The organism is Gordonia sp. NPDC058843 (assembly GCF_042743165.1).
GTDB lineage: Bacteria > Actinomycetota > Actinomycetes > Mycobacteriales > Mycobacteriaceae > Gordonia.
The window spans coordinates 58,321-75,514 of sequence record NZ_JBHYNC010000017.1 but is presented as its reverse complement, the minus strand read 5'-3'; the positions used below and the strand labels follow the sequence as shown (position 1 = coordinate 75,514).

13 protein-coding genes are annotated in these 17,194 nt (G+C 67.8%); 6 read left to right on the top strand and 7 right to left on the bottom strand.

From position 1 onward, the window contains the following. Positions 1-71: 71 nt before the first annotated feature. Both dnaE and ACFW3F_RS13600 read left to right on the top strand, forming a co-directional pair. Positions 72-3,614 (top strand): DNA polymerase III subunit alpha, encoded by a 3,543-nt coding sequence (gene dnaE, locus ACFW3F_RS13605; protein ID WP_388058118.1) that lies wholly within the window; start codon positions 72-74, stop codon positions 3,612-3,614. A 132-nt stretch (positions 3,615-3,746) separates the two neighbouring features. Further along, the gene (locus ACFW3F_RS13600; RefSeq protein WP_388058116.1) at positions 3,747-4,016 is read left to right on the top strand and encodes a hypothetical protein; all 270 of its coding nucleotides are present in this window, start codon (positions 3,747-3,749) and stop codon (positions 4,014-4,016) included. On the opposite strand, the gene ACFW3F_RS13595 is transcribed toward ACFW3F_RS13600, so the two are convergent. Continuing rightward, complete coding sequence (locus ACFW3F_RS13595; RefSeq protein ID WP_388058114.1) at positions 3,959-4,945, bottom strand: SMP-30/gluconolactonase/LRE family protein; 987 nt, start codon at positions 4,943-4,945, stop codon at positions 3,959-3,961. The genes ACFW3F_RS13600 and ACFW3F_RS13595 overlap by 58 nt on opposite strands. Before the next feature lie 209 nt (positions 4,946-5,154). On the opposite strand from ACFW3F_RS13595, the gene ilvA reads away from it, so the two are divergent. Then, entirely contained in the window at positions 5,155-6,531 is a 1,377-nt protein-coding gene (gene ilvA / locus ACFW3F_RS13590; protein WP_388058112.1) for a threonine ammonia-lyase IlvA, read from the top strand. Here ilvA and ACFW3F_RS13585 read toward each other — a convergent pair. Genes ACFW3F_RS13585 through ACFW3F_RS13565 form a run of 5 tightly spaced genes read right to left on the bottom strand, consistent with a single transcriptional unit; the run spans position 6,524 to position 12,760 of the window. Next, positions 6,524-7,786 carry an MFS transporter gene (locus ACFW3F_RS13585; RefSeq protein WP_388058110.1) on the bottom strand — a complete coding sequence of 421 codons (1,263 nt, stop codon included), beginning with the start codon at positions 7,784-7,786 and terminating at the stop codon, positions 6,524-6,526. The two genes, ilvA and ACFW3F_RS13585, sit on opposite strands and share 8 nt — an antisense overlap. Beyond that, positions 7,776-9,320, bottom strand: coding sequence for an ABC transporter ATP-binding protein (locus tag ACFW3F_RS13580; protein WP_388058109.1), 1,545 nt, complete (start codon positions 9,318-9,320; stop codon positions 7,776-7,778). Before ACFW3F_RS13580 ends, ACFW3F_RS13585 begins: the two co-directional genes overlap by 11 nt. 50 nt (positions 9,321-9,370) lie before the next feature. Beyond that, on the bottom strand, positions 9,371-10,246 hold the full coding sequence (locus ACFW3F_RS13575) for an ABC transporter permease (protein WP_388058108.1): 876 nt from the start codon (positions 10,244-10,246) through the stop codon (positions 9,371-9,373). Continuing rightward, positions 10,243-11,220, bottom strand: a complete 978-nt coding sequence (locus ACFW3F_RS13570) for an ABC transporter permease (protein ID WP_388058106.1) — start codon at positions 11,218-11,220, stop codon at positions 10,243-10,245. The genes ACFW3F_RS13575 and ACFW3F_RS13570 overlap by 4 nt, the downstream gene beginning before the upstream one ends. 4 nt (positions 11,221-11,224) lie before the next feature. Further along, on the bottom strand, positions 11,225-12,760 hold the full coding sequence (locus ACFW3F_RS13565; RefSeq protein ID WP_388058104.1) for an ABC transporter substrate-binding protein: 1,536 nt from the start codon (positions 12,758-12,760) through the stop codon (positions 11,225-11,227). 218 nt (positions 12,761-12,978) lie between these two features. Between ACFW3F_RS13565 and ACFW3F_RS13560 the strand changes: the two genes are divergently transcribed. Beyond that, a complete protein-coding gene (locus ACFW3F_RS13560; protein ID WP_388058102.1) occupies positions 12,979-13,305 on the top strand; it encodes a hypothetical protein in 327 nt (108 codons plus the stop codon). Positions 13,306-13,353: 48 nt separating this feature from the next. Here ACFW3F_RS13560 and treZ read toward each other — a convergent pair whose 3' ends face one another. Continuing rightward, the gene (gene treZ / locus ACFW3F_RS13555; RefSeq protein WP_388058100.1) at positions 13,354-15,105 is read right to left on the bottom strand and encodes a malto-oligosyltrehalose trehalohydrolase; all 1,752 of its coding nucleotides are present in this window, start codon (positions 15,103-15,105) and stop codon (positions 13,354-13,356) included. Positions 15,106-15,460: 355 nt separating this feature from the next. Between treZ and ACFW3F_RS13550 the strand changes: the two genes are divergently transcribed. Continuing rightward, complete coding sequence (locus tag ACFW3F_RS13550; RefSeq protein ID WP_388058098.1) at positions 15,461-16,318, top strand: MlaE family ABC transporter permease; 858 nt, start codon at positions 15,461-15,463, stop codon at positions 16,316-16,318. Position 16,319: 1 nt separating this feature from the next. After that, complete coding sequence (locus ACFW3F_RS13545; RefSeq protein WP_388058096.1) at positions 16,320-17,186, top strand: MlaE family ABC transporter permease; 867 nt, start codon at positions 16,320-16,322, stop codon at positions 17,184-17,186. Positions 17,187-17,194: the final 8 nt, after the last annotated feature.

Below are 17,194 nucleotides of genomic sequence, written 5' to 3'. Positions count from 1 at the left end.
TGACCGCCGATCGAACCGACATCTGACCACTGAACCGACATCTACAGACTGATCTCGACAGAAGAGGCGCCGTGACGGACTCGTTTGTACACCTGCACAACCACACCGAGTACTCGATGCTCGACGGTGCGGCGAAGGTGTCCCCGTTGTTCGCCGAGGCCAAACGCCTGGGGATGACCGCGATCGGCATGACCGACCACGGAAACATGTTCGGCGCCAGCGAGTTCTACAACACCGCGGTGAAGAACGACATCAAGCCGATCATCGGCATCGAGGCCTACATCGCCCCCGGCTCGCGGTTCGACACCAAGAGAATCCAGTGGGGTACCCGCGAGCAGAAGAGCGACGATGTCTCGGGCTCGGGTGCGTACACGCACATGACCATGGTCGCCGAGAACGCGACCGGGCTGCGCAACTTGTTCAAGCTGTCGTCACTGGCGTCGATCGAGGGACAGCTCGGCAAGTGGTCGCGGATGGACGAGGATCTGATCGCCGCCCACGCCGAGGGGATCATCGCGACGACGGGTTGCCCGTCCGGTGAGGTGCAGACGCGGCTTCGGCTCGGTCACGATCGCGAGGCGCTCGAGGCCGCGGCGAAGTGGCAGGAGATCTTCGGCAAGGACAACTTCTACCTCGAGTTGATGGAGCACGGACTCGAGATCGAGCGGCGCGTCCGCGACGGTCTGCTCGAGATCGGCCGCAAACTCGGCATCAAGCCGATCGTCACCAACGACTGCCACTACGTGACCAAGGAGCATGCCGCCGCGCACGAGGCCCTGCTGTGTGTGCAGACCGGCAAGACCCTCTCCGATCCGACCCGGTTCAAGTTCGACGGCGACGGCTACTACCTGAAGTCCGCCGCCGAGATGCGCGAGCAATGGGATTCGGTCGTGCCGGGCGCTTGCGACAACACCCTGGAGATCGGCGAACGCGTCGAGTCGTACAAAGAGGTCTTCACCCACCGCGACCGGATGCCGGTCTTCCCGGTGCCCGACGGCGAGACCCAGCAGACCTTCCTGCGCAAGGAGGTCGCCAAGGGACTCAAGGAGCGTCGCTTCGCCGGCACCGAGGTGCCCGAGGAATACCTGCAGCGCGCCAACTACGAACTCGACGTCATCATCCAGATGGGGTTCCCCGCCTACTTCCTGGTGGTCGGCGACCTGATCCGCCATGCCCTCGAGGTCGGCATCCGGGTCGGCCCGGGCCGTGGCTCTGCGGCCGGCTCCCTCGTGGCCTGGGCCCTGGGCATCACCAACATCGACCCGATCCCGCACGGACTCCTCTTCGAGCGCTTCCTCAATCCCGAGCGCGTGTCGATGCCCGACATCGACATCGACTTCGACGACCGTCGTCGCGGCGAGATGGTTCGGTATGCGACCGACCGGTGGGGCAGCGACAAGGTGGCCCAGGTCATCACGTTCGGCACCATCAAGACCAAGGCCGCGATCAAGGACTCGGCGCGCGTCCAGTTCGGCCAGCCGGGGTTCGCCATCGCCGACCGCATCACCAAGGCGCTCCCGCCGCCCATCATGGCCAAGGACATCCCGGTCTGGGGTATCACCGATCCCGAGCACGAGCGGTTCGGCGAGGCCGCCGAGGTCCGGACGCTGATCGAGACCGACCCGGACGTCAAGAAGATCTACGACACCGCGATCGGACTCGAGGGACTGATCCGCAACGCGGGTGTGCACGCCTGTGCGGTGATCATGTCGTCGGAGCCCCTGACCGACGCGATCCCGGTGTGGAAGCGCGCGCAGGACGGCGCGATCATCACCGGTTGGGACTATCCGTCGTGTGAGGCCATCGGTCTGCTCAAGATGGACTTCCTCGGGCTGCGCAACCTCACCGTCATCGGTGACGCCCTGGAGAACATCAAGCTGAACCGGGGCATCGACCTCGACCTCGACGAGCTGCCGCTCGAGGACGAGAAGACCTACGAGTTGCTCGCCCGCGGCGACACGCTCGGTGTGTTCCAGCTCGACGGCGCGGCCATGCGCGAACTGCTGAAGATGATGCAGCCCACCGGCTTCGAGGACATCGTCGCGGTTCTCGCGCTCTACCGTCCGGGACCGATGGGGGTGAACGCCCACACCGACTACGCCAAGCGTAAGAACGGCCTGCAGGACATCCGGCCGATCCACCCGGAGCTCGAGGAACCGCTCAAGGAGATCTTGTCGGAGACCTACGGCCTGATCGTCTACCAAGAGCAGATCATGCAGATCGCGCAGAAGGTCGCCGGGTACTCGCTCGGCCAGGCCGACCTGTTGCGTCGCGCGATGGGCAAGAAGAAGAAGGAGATCCTCGACGAGGCCTACGACGGCTTCGCGGAGGGCATGCGCACCAACGGGTTCTCCCAGGCAGCGATCACCGCGCTGTGGGACACCGTCCTTCCGTTCGCCGGTTACGCGTTCAACAAGTCGCACGCCGCGGGCTATGGCCTCGTGTCGTTCTGGACCGCGTACCTCAAGGCCAACTACCCCGCCGAGTACATGGCCGGACTGTTGACCTCGGTCGGTGACGACAAGGACAAGGCGGCGATCTATCTCGCCGACTGCCGCAAGCTCGGCATCACCGTGCTGCCGCCCGATGTCAACGAGTCGCAACGGAACTTCGCCGCGGTCGGCAAGGACATCCGGTTCGGTCTCGCTGCGATCCGCAACGTCGGCTCCGGCGTCGTCGGGTCGATCATCGCCGCGCGCGAGGAGAAGGGGAAGTTCACCAACTTCTCCGACTATCTCGGCAAGATCGACGTTGCCGCGTGCAGCAAGAAGGTCACGGAGTCGCTGATCAAGGCGGGGGCATTCGACTCACTCGGACATCCGCGCAAGGGCCTGTTCCTCGTGCACGGGGAGGCCGTCGAATCGGTCATCGGTACCAAGAAGGCCGAGGCGATCGGCCAGTTCGACCTCTTCGGCGACGCCGGCGGGGCCGACGACTCGATGGCCGAGGTCTTCGCGGTCAAGGTGCCCGAGGAGGAGTGGGACACCAAGCACAAGCTCGCCATCGAGCGAGAGATGCTGGGGCTCTACGTGTCCGGTCACCCGTTGAGCGGCGTCGAGCATGCGATCGCCGCGCACACCGACACCTCCATCTCGACGCTGCTCGAGGGGAACGTCTCCGACGGCGCCCAGATCACCATCGGCGGCATCATCTCCTCGGTGACCCGGCGGGTGAACAAGAAGGGCGAGCCGTGGGCCGCGGTCACCCTCGAGGACATGGTCGGTGGTGTCGAGGTCTATTTCTTCCCTCGGGCCTATGTCGCGTACGGGATGGACATCGTCGCCGACAACATCGTCCTGATCAAGGCGCGTGTGAACCTGCGCGACGACAGCATGATGATCAGCGCGAACGACCTGGCGGTGCCGGACCTGGAAACCGCCGGGGCGACCAAACCCGTCGCCCTGACGCTGTCGGCGCGGCTGTGTACTCCCGATCGCGTCGCCGCGCTCAAGCAGGTGCTGACCCGGCACCCCGGTATGGCCGACGTGCACGTCACTCTGGTCAGCGACAAGCGGCAGACCCAGCTGAAACTGACCGAGTCGTTACGCGTGGCACCGAGTTCGGCGCTGATGGGGGACCTCAAGGCACTCCTGGGGCCCAGTTGCCTGAGCTGAGATGAGGGTGTCCTGGGTGCACGACTTCCCGTAGCCGTGACCCAGGATTCGGGTCCCCGAACATTTTCCTTCGCCTTCCGCTACACTCGTCGACACGTCCAGTGCACGCGGCCAGTGAGGGAGTGGTTCGAGATGACGACCCTGATCGATGTCGACGCGAGCCATCGTGAGCCGCGGGCAGCCCGCACCGTCGACGTCTTCGGCGTGCAGTGGCCCGCGCACAAGGTCCACGCGCTCGTCGCAGCCGCGGCGGTCGCCCTGGTGAGCCTCGTGCTCGTCGGGTCGCTGGAGGTCACCGCCTGGGCGAGCGGACTGACCCTGCTCGCCGTGTGGTGGGGCGAGCGCTACCTGCCGGGGACGGCCGCCGTCGCTCCGGCGTCGAACCCGCCCGGGATCTCGTAGATCCGACCGTCGAACCCGGCGCGGAACAGGCGCCCGGCGGAGAATCCGCGGTTCCCACGTCCGTAGGACACCACGCTCGAGGTCGGTAGGCCGGTCGCGAGCACGCAGTAGCTGCCCGGCGAGGTGACACGGACGATCTCACCCGTGGCGTTGAACGGCACGATCGGACGGTCGCGCGAATCCAGGGTCAACCCGTCCGGAGTCGACGGCGCACCGACGTTCAGCAGATTCTGCACGACTCGCGGATTCGTGGTGGAGATCCGGCTGACGCCCGGGTTCACGAACGTCCGCGACACATAGAGCCACCCGTCGCCGCTGCCGAGGACCGCACCGTTGGCGCTGGGTAGCGCTCCCCACGCCGCCTGCACCGCACCGTTCGGACCAACCCGCCCGATCAGATTGCCGAAGTCGTTGGTGGCGTAGACATTTCCGCGTGCCGATACGTCCATGCCGTTGGCCGCCGAGAGTCCCGACACCCAGGGGCGCAGCGCGCGGGTGTTGACGTCGAGGCGGGCGATGGAGGCGTGTCGCAGGGCGTCGCCGACGAAGACGCGTGGGTCGGCGCCATAGCCGACCAGCAGGGTGCCGCCCGGCGTCCACGCGAGCGCCCCCGCTCCGCTTCCGCCCGGTACGCGGGCGATCGGAACGGCGGGCGCGCCCGGTCCCGCGAGGCGATACACACGGCCCGTGACGAGGTCGGTGGTGTAGAGCCGACCGCCGGCATCGACGGTCAGACCTTCGAGCGCCGCGCCCGGTACCGAGCCGACGAGGCGTGCCGGCTGGCCGGCTCCCGCGCACACCGGGGCTGCGGTGGCCGGTGCGGGGTCCACCGCGGCACCGAGGCCGACGGCCAGCGCGGCAGCCGCACCCACGGCGGCCAGACGCGAGAATCGCCGGGTGTTGGTCGGGAAGGCTCGACGAGCTGTCATGGCTGCTCCCTGGTGAGTGAGGCTGGTCGCCGTCGATGGTGACGAGCTGGAACGGTCGTCGAGGAGATTCCCGTCCGGGTCGCTGTCAAACGCACCCGTCCAGTGTTACGCCTCCGTTCGGGCGAATGTGGCGCGATGGCGATTCGTCCGGGCGTCATGACGGTGTCGCCGCAACCCGCGGCACCGGAACGAGAGTGGACAGTGAGAACATGGCAGTCGTGAGTACGCACCACGTCCCGGTTCATCAGCAGGCTCTGTCGGTAGACGCGATCGAAGCCGCGTCGATCCGTATCGCCGACGCGGTGGCGCGTACCCCCCTCGAGATCTGTCCGCGGCTGTCGGCCGATACCGGAGCCGAGATCTTCCTCAAGCGTGAGGATCTGCAAGCCGTCCGGTCGTACAAGTTGCGGGGCGCCTACAACGTGATGGCGCAGCTGTCGGCCGAGGAACTGTCGCGTGGCGTCGTCGCGGCCAGTGCCGGTAACCACGCCCAGGGTGTCGCGTTCGCCTGCCGCAGCATGGGTGTGCCCGGACGCATCTATGTCCCGACCACCACGCCCAAGCAGAAGCGAGACCGAATCCGTTGGCACGGAGGCGAATTCGTCGAACTCCGGGCCGTCGGAGACACTTACGACGCCGCTGCGGCTGCCGCTCAGGAGGACGTGATGCGCACCGGGTCGGTGTGGATCCACGCGTTCGACGACCCGCGGACCGCAGCCGGGCAGGGGACCATCGCGCACGAGATCGTCGAACAGCTCGGTCGTGTCCCCGACATCGTCGTCGCGCCGGTCGGCGGCGGGGGATGCCTGGCCGGGATGGCGACCTACTTCCGCGGCCTGTCCGATGACGTCACGATCGTCGGCGTCGAGCCGACCGGTGCGGTGTCGCTGAGCGCTGCGCTGGTCAACGGCGGTCCGGTCACGCTCGCCGAGATCGACCCCTTTGTCGACGGCGCGGCCGTCAAACGGATCGGCGCCATCGGGCACCGGGTGCTGTCGGACCTGGGCGCAACGGTCACCGACCATCCGGTTCTCGCCGAGATCACCGCGACCCCGGCCGTGCGGGTGATGCCCGACGAGCGGTTCGCGCCGGTGCCGGGAACGGCGCACATCACCCACGTCGACGAGGGCGCCATCTGCTCGGCGATGCTCGAGCTCTACCAGAACGAGGGGATCATCGCCGAACCCGCGGGTGCGCTCGCGATCGCGATCCTCGACAAACTTCGCCTCCCGGCGGATGCCTCCGTGGTGTGCCTCGTCTCCGGGGGCAACAACGACGTGTCCCGGTACGGCGAGATCATCGAGCGGTCGCTGGTGCACCGGGGGCTCAAGCACTACTTTCTCGTCGACTTCCCGCAGGAGCCGGGCGCACTACGCCGGTTCCTCGACGAGGTGCTCGGGCCCGACGACGACGTCACGATGTTCGAGTACGTCAAGCGCAACAACCGGGAGACCGGTGCCGCCCTGGTCGGTGTCGAGTTGGGACACCGTGACGGGCTCGGCGGGCTCATGGATCGAATGGCCCACTCCCGACTCCATTGCGAGCGGCTCGAACCGGGTTCCCCGGCCTACGCCTACCTCACGTAGGAACGTCCACGGTCTGGTGGTTCGGTGACCTGGGCGGGACGCCCCGAGACGACACGTACACCCCCGCCGAGCCGGCGAGTCCGACGGCCAGGAGCATCGCGAAGGAGAGCGATCGGCCCAGGCTGCCCTCGACGCCGATCAACGCGCCCGACAGCCACGCGACGATCATCGTCGCGACCGCGGCCACGAGGTAATACCAGCCGTAGGCGGTGCCCAGCAGGCGATCACCCTTGCGGCTCGACAGCAACACCACGACGTACGGCACGACCATGAGTCCGCCGACCGTGAAGACGATGGTCGCCAGTACGACCGGGATGGCCTGCACCGACGCATGCACGATCGTCGAGTCCGATGACGCCGCGGGGACGAGGGCCGTACTGACGAGCAGCGGGAGGAATGACACGCCCATCGTGGCGAGGCCGACGGCGACGGACGTCCCCGGAGACCAGCGCCGACCACACCACCGGGTGATCCGCACCTGCAGTGCAATCCCCAGCACGCTGAACACGAGGAAGAGCACCGCGATCGAGCCACCGTTGCCCGTCACGCGCCGTGCCTCCACGGGAATGGTCAGGTACAACTGGTTGAACAGTGCGAGGTAGGCCGACATGGCGACAACCAGTAGGCCGAAACGCCTGTCCGCCAGCACTTCTCGAAGGCCGACAAGCACCGGGGTCGGTTCGCCCGTACGGCCCGCGCGCGGCAGTACGAGCACTTGCGCGATGGTCAGCACGGCGAACACCAGCGCGGCGAGCAAGCAGCTCGTCTGGAAGTCGGCCAACAGCAGTAGTGCCCCGAGGACCGGACCGAGCAGGGCGCCGATGTTGCCGAAGACCTCGAACACCGCAAAGGCCTCGGCTCGACGGTCCGGGGACTCCAGCGCGAGGTAGGTGCGCGCGGCCGGGTTGAACAGCGCGCCCGCCACGCCGATGAGAAGGACCGCGGCCACCACGATCACCGGATCGTCGGCGAGGCCGAGCCCGGCGAACGCGACGACGCGTAATGCGCACCCGGCGACTATGGAGTACCACGGCCCGAAGCGGTCGACCGCGATGCCGCTGGGCAGGAACAGACCCTGCTGGCTGAGCGCCCGGGCGCCGAGCACCAGCCCGACCGTCGCCGCGGCCATCCCCAGGTCGTCGAGCAGGTAGGACGCCAGGAACGGCAGCACCATGTAGAAGCCGAGATTGACGCCGGTCTGGTTCACGACGAGCAGCCGGGCGGCCGGACTCATCGCACGGAGTTCACCGAGCACGCACCACCTCCGGGGAATCGTTGCCGACAAGTGGTGGAAGTGCGGCGAGCAGTTCGGCGGTCAACGGCGCACGCGCGTCCACCCGTATCGACTGCGCCGCGAGATCCTCGATGATGTGACCGTCGTCCAGGACCGCGACGCGGTCGCCGAGGTACTCCAGCACGTGGAGGTCGTGCGAGATGATCAGCGCGGACATCTGATCGCCGGCGATGATCTCGGCGAAGAGTTCGAGGATGTCCGCGCGCAGCGCGGTGTCGAGGGCGGTGACCGGCTCGTCGGCGATGAGCAGCCGGGGTCTGAGGGCGAGTGCGCGTGCGATCGCCGCGCGCTGACACTGTCCGGTGCTCAGGGCTCCCGGTCGGCGACCTCCATGGCCGCTCAATCCGACCCGATCGAGCAGTTCGTCGACACGAGCGCTGCGTTCCGCGCGACGGCCGACCCGGTGCACGTCGAGCGGATCCCGGATCTGGTCGGCGATCGGCCGCCACGGATTCAGGGAGCCCCGGGGGTCCTGCGGAACCAACTGGACCTCACGACGCAGACGACGCCACGAGGTGGTCGCAGAATCGAGACCGCCGATGCGGATCGTTCCACCGTCGGGCGCTAGGAGCCCGGTGAGGCACGCGACGAGAGTCGACTTACCGGCGCCGCTCCGGCCCGCGAGTCCGACCACCTCGCCGGCACCGATGCGGAGCGACAGGTCACGGAGTACCGCGTGTCCGTCCCATCCGGCGTGGAGACCGGTGACGTCGAGGGCATCGAGTCGAACGGGGGCGCGCGCGGGCCGCGGGCGCGCTCGTGGTGCGCGGGGTCGGACCAGGAGACGGGTCGCCTCGGCGACGGGCTCGTCCAGCACTCGCCGAGCGGGCCCGGTCTCGACGATCTCGCCGTCGGCGAGGACCGTCACGTCGTCGGCGAGCAGACGTGCCAGTCCGACGTCGTGGGTCACCAGGACCACCGCCGAGCCCTCGTCGGCGGCAGCACGTAGGTGTTCGGCGAGGCGGGCACGTGAGATGGCGTCGAGCGCGGTGCTCGGTTCGTCGGCCAGGAGCAGCTCCGGCCCTCGGGCGGTCGCAAGCCCCAGCGCGAGTCGCTGCGCCATGCCCCCGCTGAGCTGGAAGCAGTACTTGCGCTCGATGTCGCGACCGGAGGGGAGCCCGCACCGTTCGAGCACGTCGGCTACCTCGGCATGTCCTGCGGTGGTCTCCCTGACGATCGAGGCGACACGGCGCAACGGAGTCAGATCGAGCGCCGGGTCCTGACCGACGAGTCCGATGTGGACGCCGCGTACGTCGGCGAGCCGCCGCGACGACGTCAGATCGAAATCGCCGGCGGGGACCCGGAGCTGCATGAGGTCCGCGCGGGTCCTCGACGGTGTGGGCACCAGGCCGACGAGCGAGCGCAACAGCGTCGACTTCCCGCTGCCGCTCGCGCCCAGGACGACGTGGATGCGTCCACTATGAGCGTGGAAGTCGATGTCGCGCAGGATATCTGAACCTCCTCTCCGGACCTGTAGGCCACGGACCAGCAGCACGTGACCGGTTGTTCGCGAAGGAGTGTCGGCATCGTGCCTCGTGTACGTGTTCACCGGTGACCCGTCGAATCCACATCGAGAATGTCGCGGAGTCCTTCGGCGAGCAGCACCAGGCCGAGGACGGTCACCAGTACAGCCACACCCGGCCAGATCACCAGGTGCGGCGCGGCCCAGAGTGATGCGCGGCCATCCTGCAACATGGCACCCCATTCCGCGCTCGGTGGCTGCGCGCCGAGGCCCAGGAAGCTCAATCCGGCAACGACACTGATCAATTGCGCCGCTTCGACGGCGGCCAACACGGCCAGTGGGCCACGAACGCGCGGCCATGCCTCGTAGCGGAGGAGGCGAAGGCGTCCGCTGCCGACCGCGCGTGCGGCGACCGCCGACGGTTCGGCGATCGCCGAGCGCACGACCGCGCGGGACAATCGCGCGAACGGTGCCCACAGCACCACGGCGACCCCCAGGAGCGCGGTGGCGAGGGACGGGCCACGGAGTCCGACGAAGGCCAGGGCCACGACGATGGACGGGAACGCGATCAGCAGATCGAGGACCCCGCGTGCGGCGACATCGGCTCGACGACCGAGCCCGGCGAGCAGCGCGCCGACCGCGGCTCCGAAGACCACGACGCCGGCGACCGCGAGTGCACAGGCCAGCAGCGTCGCGCGGCCGCCCCAGAGGACCCGGGAGAACACGTCCCGACCGAACCGGTCGGTGCCGAACCAGTGTTCGCCGCTGGGTCCGGCGAGGACCGGGCCGATCTCCTGGGCTGCGGGGTCGTACGGCGCGACGTACGGGGCGGCGAGGACGAGCAGGATCATGCCGCCGAGCAGCAGTGCGCCGGTGATGGCGAGGCCGCGCCCGGCGCGGACCGACCGTCTCCGTGGTCTCGCGACGGGAACCTCCGCGGCGACGGATCCCGCGGTCATGCGGGAACCTCGGCTCGTTGGGCGACGCGGGGATCGAGCACGTTCTGCACGGCGTCGACCGCACGATTGACGATCACCACCACCGCGACGACGAGCAGGACGTAGGCTTGGACGACCGCGTAGTCCTGATCGGCGATGGCGCCGACCGCGTAGGCGCTGACGCCCGGCCAGGAGAAGACGGTCTCGGTGATCACCGACCCGGCGATGAGGCCGGCGAACGCCAGGCCCGCAAGGGTGAGGACCGGGGTCAGGGCCGGGCGGCCCACATGCCGGAGGAGCACTGTGCTGGGTCCGGCGCCCCGAGCGGCCGCGGCGGCCGCGTACGGTCTGGAGCGCTCTGCGATCAGCGACGCACGCAGAAGGCGCGACATCGTGGCCATGCTCGACAGCCCGATCACGAGGGCCGGCAACCACACCTTCGCCACGGTTGCCGCCCCGGCCAGTGGATAGTCGAATTGCCCGGCGGCCCAACGCAACAGGATCGTGCCGGACAGGAACGTGGGTACGGTTGCCATCGCGAGCGTCCCGAGTCGGATCGCGTGATCGGAGGCGTCACCCGGTCGTCGAGCGCCCAGGAGCCCCATCGCGATCGCGAGCAGCATGGCGACCGCGAAACCGGCGGCGCCCAGCGCGATGCTGGCCGGCAGTCGGGACAGGATCTCTTCGGTGACCGGTTGTCCCGTCCGATACGAGATGCCCAGATCGAGCTGGACGACCCGTTCGAGCCACCGTAGGTACTGGAACACGACAGGACCGTCGAGGCCGAGCTCGTCGCGGCGCAGTTCGCGGGCCTGGGCCTGTTGCTCGGGGGTGAGGTAGGCATCAGCACCGGTGGAGCCGAACTCGATCTCGATCGGATCGCCCGGCGCTGAACGCACGAGCGTGAAGATCAGCACCGAGGCGACCAGCAGAAGCCCGAACGTGCCGACCAGGAATCTGGCGGCCGCGGCGATGGCCGGGTGAGGGGGTCGCATCGGATCAGGACGTCGACATTTTCGAGTTCACGAGATTCTCGTATTGGAGGGGATGCGGCTGAAAGCCGTCGACATCGGCGGCGAGTCCGACGGCAGCCACCCGGGTGTGTACCGGAACGGACGGCACCACGGTGTTCATCACCTCGTTGACCTCGAGCATCGCCTGATCGCGGGCGTCCCGGGTCGGTGCCGTCGATGCCTGTCGCAGCAGTGCGGGGATCACCGGCACGTCGTAACCGCCGTGGTTCGCCGCGCCGTCGGGTGCGATCTGGTTGCCGATGAGCGAGGGGGCGCTGCCGACCGTTGTCCACGCCTGGGTGGCCGTATCCCAGTCCCCGGACTTGATCGACTGGGTGGCGAGACTCGATTCGACGTTCCGGACTGCCACGTCGACGCCGAGTTCACGCCACTGCGCCTGCAGGACTTCGCCGGTGGCGGCTTCGGTGCCGAAGGTCAGCATGCGGATTCGAAGCGGCTGCCCGTCCTTGCTGCGCACACCGCCCGGTCCGACTGTCCAGCCGGCCCGGTCCAGCAGCTCACGGGCACGCTCGGGATCGTAGGAGACGAAACCGCTCTCGTCGGCCTGCGGATACGCCGGGTTGGAGGCCAGCCATGACGGCAGCGGCGCGGCCAGTCCGTCGGTGGCCAATGCGACGACCTTCTCGCGATCGGTTCCCCAACCCAGAGCCTGACGCACTCGCTGGTCGGCGAGTGCCGGTGCCTGCGACGAGTTCTGGTTGAGGTAGACGGCGACGGTGGTGGCGCCGGCGGCCGACTCGACGTCGAGGCCCGCGCCCTGCGCCTCCTCGGCCCGTCCGCTGGGGAACATGTCCACGATGTCAGCCTGACCGGCCAGCCCGATCTCGGCGCGTGACTGCTCGTCGGTCACCAGTTCCACGTCGACGCCGGGCGCGGAGACCGCGCCACCCCACCAGTCGTCGTTGCGTACCAGGGTGACCGACCGCTCGGTCTCGAAACCGGTCAGCCGGAACGGGCCGGTGAGATCGGCGACCGTTGCATCGGCGGGATCGGCGCCGTCGTATGCGCGCACGTTGTGGATCACCATCGAGTAGTGGGCCAGCGCGTAGTCGAGGTAGGGCGACGGCGCGTCTGCGGTGAACACGATGGTCCGGTCGTCGGGTGTCGAGATCGCGACGCCGTCGAGCAATCCCTGTGCCAGGGTGCTGTTGGTCCGTGAGCGCTCGAGCGAGGAGGCGACGGCGGCGGCGTCGGCGGGTGCGCCACTCCAGAACTGTGCGTCGGTCCGCACCGTGACGGTCCACTGGTTCGGAGCCGTCTGCGACACCGATTCGGCCAGTTCGGGAGCCACGGTGCCGTCCGCCTGGATCTTGGTGAGGGCTTCGGCGGCACCGTAGCTGCGCAGATAACTGGAACTCTGGTCGTCGACGGGATCGACACCGGACGCCATACGCCCCGCGACCATCTGGATGTTCTCCGGGGCGTCGCCGCCACCGGAGCCGCAGGCGGTGAGCGCGATCAGGCCGGCGGCCAGCAACGCGGGTAGGCGATTCGAACGCATGGTGAGCACCCTCGAGTTTCTATTGCAAATGATTGTCAATTGCAATAGATGCTGACACAGGGGTGCGTGGGACCCGTGCCCGGCCCTGTCGGGTCCACTGTCCGAACGACTCCCGGATCGGCGGGAACTTTCGTGCCCGGCGCCGCCTCCAAGTACATGAACCGCCCAGAAGTACTGCACGACAACAGCAGTGCTTGACCACTTGGAAGGACTTCCCCATGAGCACTCAGATCCCTGCCGACGCCGTTCTCATCGACACCGACGGTGACGGAGCCGTCGACGCCGCACTCACCGACGTCGATGGCGACGGCACGACCGACGCGATCCTCGACACCGACGGCGACGGCCAGGCCGACTCCATCGCCTACGACACGAATGCCGACGGCGAGATCGACGTGATCGAGGCCGACACCGACGCCGACGGTCACACCGACATCGCGGTCGCCGACACCGATGGCGACGGCACCTTCGACACCGCCGTCGACGACGAGGGCAACGTCGAGGTCGGCGACTTCGGGAGCATCGACGGCGGCGACGCCGTCTGACCCCGTCCCGATTTCATGGCCCGGAGCCGCGGTACTCGCGGCTCCGGGCTATGGAACGTCGTGGGTCGAACCCCGGCGTCCGACGATCACGTTGTGCCCCGGCGAGACGAGTCCGGTGCGCTCGGATCGGACGGGATGCCATGCCACCTCGACGTCGAGCGCGAGGGGTACGGTGACCGGCTCGGCACCGGGAACGGAGACCGCCGACCAGTCGCCGCGATGCATCGCGAACCATCCCGACGCCTCGTCGAATTCGACGGAGACCGACCCGAAGGTCGGGTCATGCAGTGCCGCTTCGGCTTTCCGCAACGCGATCAGCGTCCGGTAGAAGTCGAGCATCCGGGCATGGTCGGGCTCGTCGAGTTCGGTCCAGTCCAGCTTCGACCGCTCGAACGTCGCCGGGTCCTGCGGATCCGGCACGTCCTCGCTGTCCCAGCCGTGTTCGGCGAACTCGGACTTGCGACCGTCCGCGGTGGCTCGGCCCAGTTCCGGTTCCGGGTGGGAGGTGAAGAACTGGAATGGTGTTGCGGCAGCCCATTCCTCACCCATGAACAGCATGGGGGTGAAGGGGGACAGCAGGACCAGCGCAGCTTTGATCGCGAGCTGTCCGCCGTCGAGATAGGCACTCGGACGGTCGCCGATCGCCCGGTTGCCGATCTGGTCGTGGTTGCAGGTGTAGGCGAGCAGGACCGAGGCGGGCACCGTGTCGGTCGGGATCGGCCGTCCGTGGTGTCGTCTCCGGAAGGACGAGTAGGTGCCATCGTGGAAGAAGCCGCCGGTCAGTACTTTCGCGAGGCAGTCGTAACTGCCGAAGTCGCCGTAGTACCCCTGCCGCTCGCCCGACACCAGGGTGTGGATCGCGTGGTGGATGTCGTCGTCCCACTGCGCGGTGAGGCCGAGCCCGTGGACGGTGCGCGGGGAGATCATGCGCGGATCATTGAGGTCGCTCTCGGCGATCAGCGACAGGGGGCGGCCGAGTTCGGCGGCGAGATCGTCGGTGGCCGCCGCGAGCTCTTCGAGGATGTGGACGGCGCGGTGATCGGTGAGGGCGTGGACGGCATCGAGGCGTAGCGCGTCGACGTGGAACTCGGTGAACCATCGGAGAGCGGTGCCGGCGATGAAGGCGCGGACCTCGTCGGAATCGGGACCGGACAGATTGACCGACGACCCCCAGGACGTCGTCCCCTCGCTGAGATAGGGCCCGAAGTCGGGTAGGTAGTTGCCGGACGGGCCCAGGTGGTTGTACACCACGTCGAGGACGACGCCGAGCCCCTTGGCGTGGCAGGCGTCGACGAATCGGGCCAGCGCGGCGGGCCCGCCGTAACTCTCCTGGACCGCGTACCAGCCGACGCCGTCGTAACCCCAATTGTGTACGCCGTTGAACGCGTTGACCGGCATCAACTCGACGAAGTCGACGCCCAGGCCGACGAGATGGTCGAGCCGGTCGATCGCCGAGTCGAGCGTGCCCTCGGATGTGAAGGTGCCCAGATGTAGCTCGTAGACGACCGCACCCCGGATGTCCCGGCCGGCCCAGCCGGCGTCGGTCCAGGTGTCCTCGTCGACGGTGAACAGCGCGGACAGTTGATGCACGCCCTCGGGCAGGCGGACGGATCGCGGGTCGGGACGCGGCGGTCCGCCGTCGATCGAGAAGCCGTAGCGGAGTTCGTCACCGCCGGCACCCGGCACGGTGTCGGCCTGCCACCACCCGCCGGGCGCGGCGGACATGGCGATCCGGTCCGGCGAGGCACCCGCCTCGGTGGTGATGACCAGCTCGACTACCTGCGCGTTCGGTGCCCACACGCGGATCTCGCCCACTGATCGTGGTGATCGAAAAGGACCCACGTTGGAACAAAGTGGTAGGTTTTGTTCCCGTTGGTCGGCCGACCAAGTTATTGTGCTCTGGGCAACAGCGGTAGCGGTCGGGGGATTCGTCACATCATGCAAGGTATGTCGGACCTCGGACAGCTGCAGTCGGGCGCTAGTGTGAGGCCGGACACATTTGGACCGAGGGAATGGGGTATGTTACCCGCGGCGCTTCTGCCCACGGGGGGCACGCGGAGAGGTTCTGCGGAAACGAGGACGCGCGTCGACGACGACACGCGCGATCGCGACCTGACGGCCGGTGAACGGGTAAGCCGAGACGCAAGGGTAGGGATTGAGCACTAACGCAGTCACCTCGGACGACGAGGAGGTGAGTCGGAAGAGACCAGGGGCGGTTCGGTCGTGGTTCGACGGCCACGTCGTCGCCTCCTTCGACACCTTCGGACGTCAGCTCGGCATGTTCGTCGAGGTGTTCCGAACACTCTTTGCCGACCTGTTCAAGCGGCGATTCCCGTTCCGCGAGTTCGTTCGCCAGTGCGCGTTCATGGCCAGCACCTCGGTCTTCCCGACGCTCCTGGTCGCGATCCCGATCGGCGTCATCGTGTCGATCCAGGTGTCCAACATCGCCGGCCAGGTCGGCGCCACCTCGTTCTCGGGTGCCGCCACCGGTCTCGGCGTGATCCGGCAGGGTGCCCCGCTGGTCACCTCGCTGCTCCTCGCCGGTGCCGTCGGGTCGGCCATCGCCGCGGATCTCGGTTCGCGCACCATCCGCGACGAGATCGACGCGATGCGCGTGATGGGCGTGAACCCGATCGAGCGCCTCATCTCGCCTCGTCTGCTCGCGACGATGGTGGTCAGCTTCCTGCTCTGTGGATTCGTCTGCTTCGTCGGGTTCATCACCGGTTACGTCTTCAACGTCTACTTCCAGGGCGGCACACCGGGTAGCTACACCGGGACCTTCGCGTCTTTCGCGACCACCGCGGACCTCATGTTCGCCTTGGCCAAGGCCGTCATATTCGGCGCGATCGTGGCGATTGTCGCCTGCGATCGCGGCCTCTCGACGAAGGGTGGACCCGCCGGCGTCGCCAACTCGGTGAATGCAGCGGTCGTCAACTCGGTCCTGCTGCTGTTCACGGTGAACGTGATCCTCACGCAGCTGTTCGCGATCCTGTTCCCGTCGAAGGTGGTGTGAGATGACCGCGTCACGGTATGTGCCACCGGCCCTGCGGCCGCTCGAGGCCGCCAAGTCGGTGTACCGCGGTCCGCGCGATGCGCTCGCCGCGATGGGTCACCTCATCACCTTCCTGGTCCGCTCCATCGTCGCGGTGCCGCTGGCGTTCCGGCACTACAGCAAAGAGGTGTGGCGCCTGCTCGCCGACGTGGCGTGGGGAAACGGCGCCATCGTGGTCGGTGGCGGCACCGTCGGCGTCATGGTGATCCTCGGGATCATGGGTGGCGCAACCGTGGGGATCGAGGGCTACACCGCTCTCAACCTCCTCGGCATGTCTCCGGTGACCGGTGGCCTGTCGGCGTTCGCGACGACCCGCGAGATCGCACCGCTGCTCGCCGCGACCGCGTTCACCGCGCAATCCGGCTGCCGGTTCACCGCGCAGTTGGGTTCGATGCGGATCGCGGAGGAGATCGACGCGCTCGAGGCGATCGCGATCCGACCCCTGCCGTATCTCGTCACCACCCGGATGCTCGCGGCGGTCCTCGCGATCGTCCCGCTGTACTCGGTGTCACTCGCCGCGAACTACCTCGCCTGCCAGTTCATGTTCATGGTCCAGAGCGGGCAGGGCGAGGGCACCTACCTGTACTACTTCAACCAGTTCCTCGTCTCGTGGGACATGTTGTTCTCGTTCCTCAAAGTCATCGTCTTCGTCCTGCTGACCACGTTCATCCAGTGCTACTACGGCTACTTCGCCTCAGGGGGACCCGAAGGAGTGGGAATTGCTGCCGGACATGCCATCCGACTCGCGATCATCGTCATCGTGTTCGCGAACCTGGTCATGACACTCGTGTTCTGGGGCACCTCGCCCGGGATCAAGATCTCAGGATGAGGGGGACA

Excerpts from the sequence above, each read along its gene's own strand:
- ACFW3F_RS13600 (WP_388058116.1), top strand. The coding sequence starts at position 3,747 with ATGACGACCCTGATCGATGTCGACGCGAGCCATCGTGAGCCGCGGGCA.
- ACFW3F_RS13595 (WP_388058114.1), bottom strand. The coding sequence starts at position 4,945 with ATGACAGCTCGTCGAGCCTTCCCGACCAACACCCGGCGATTCTCGCGT.
- ilvA (WP_388058112.1), top strand. The coding sequence starts at position 5,155 with ATGGCAGTCGTGAGTACGCACCACGTCCCGGTTCATCAGCAGGCTCTG.
- ACFW3F_RS13575 (WP_388058108.1), bottom strand. The coding sequence starts at position 10,246 with ATGACCGCGGGATCCGTCGCCGCGGAGGTTCCCGTCGCGAGACCACGG.
- ACFW3F_RS13570 (WP_388058106.1), bottom strand. The coding sequence starts at position 11,220 with ATGCGACCCCCTCACCCGGCCATCGCCGCGGCCGCCAGATTCCTGGTC.
- ACFW3F_RS13565 (WP_388058104.1), bottom strand. The coding sequence starts at position 12,760 with ATGCGTTCGAATCGCCTACCCGCGTTGCTGGCCGCCGGCCTGATCGCG.
- ACFW3F_RS13560 (WP_388058102.1), top strand. The coding sequence starts at position 12,979 with ATGAGCACTCAGATCCCTGCCGACGCCGTTCTCATCGACACCGACGGT.
- ACFW3F_RS13545 (WP_388058096.1), top strand. The coding sequence starts at position 16,320 with ATGACCGCGTCACGGTATGTGCCACCGGCCCTGCGGCCGCTCGAGGCC.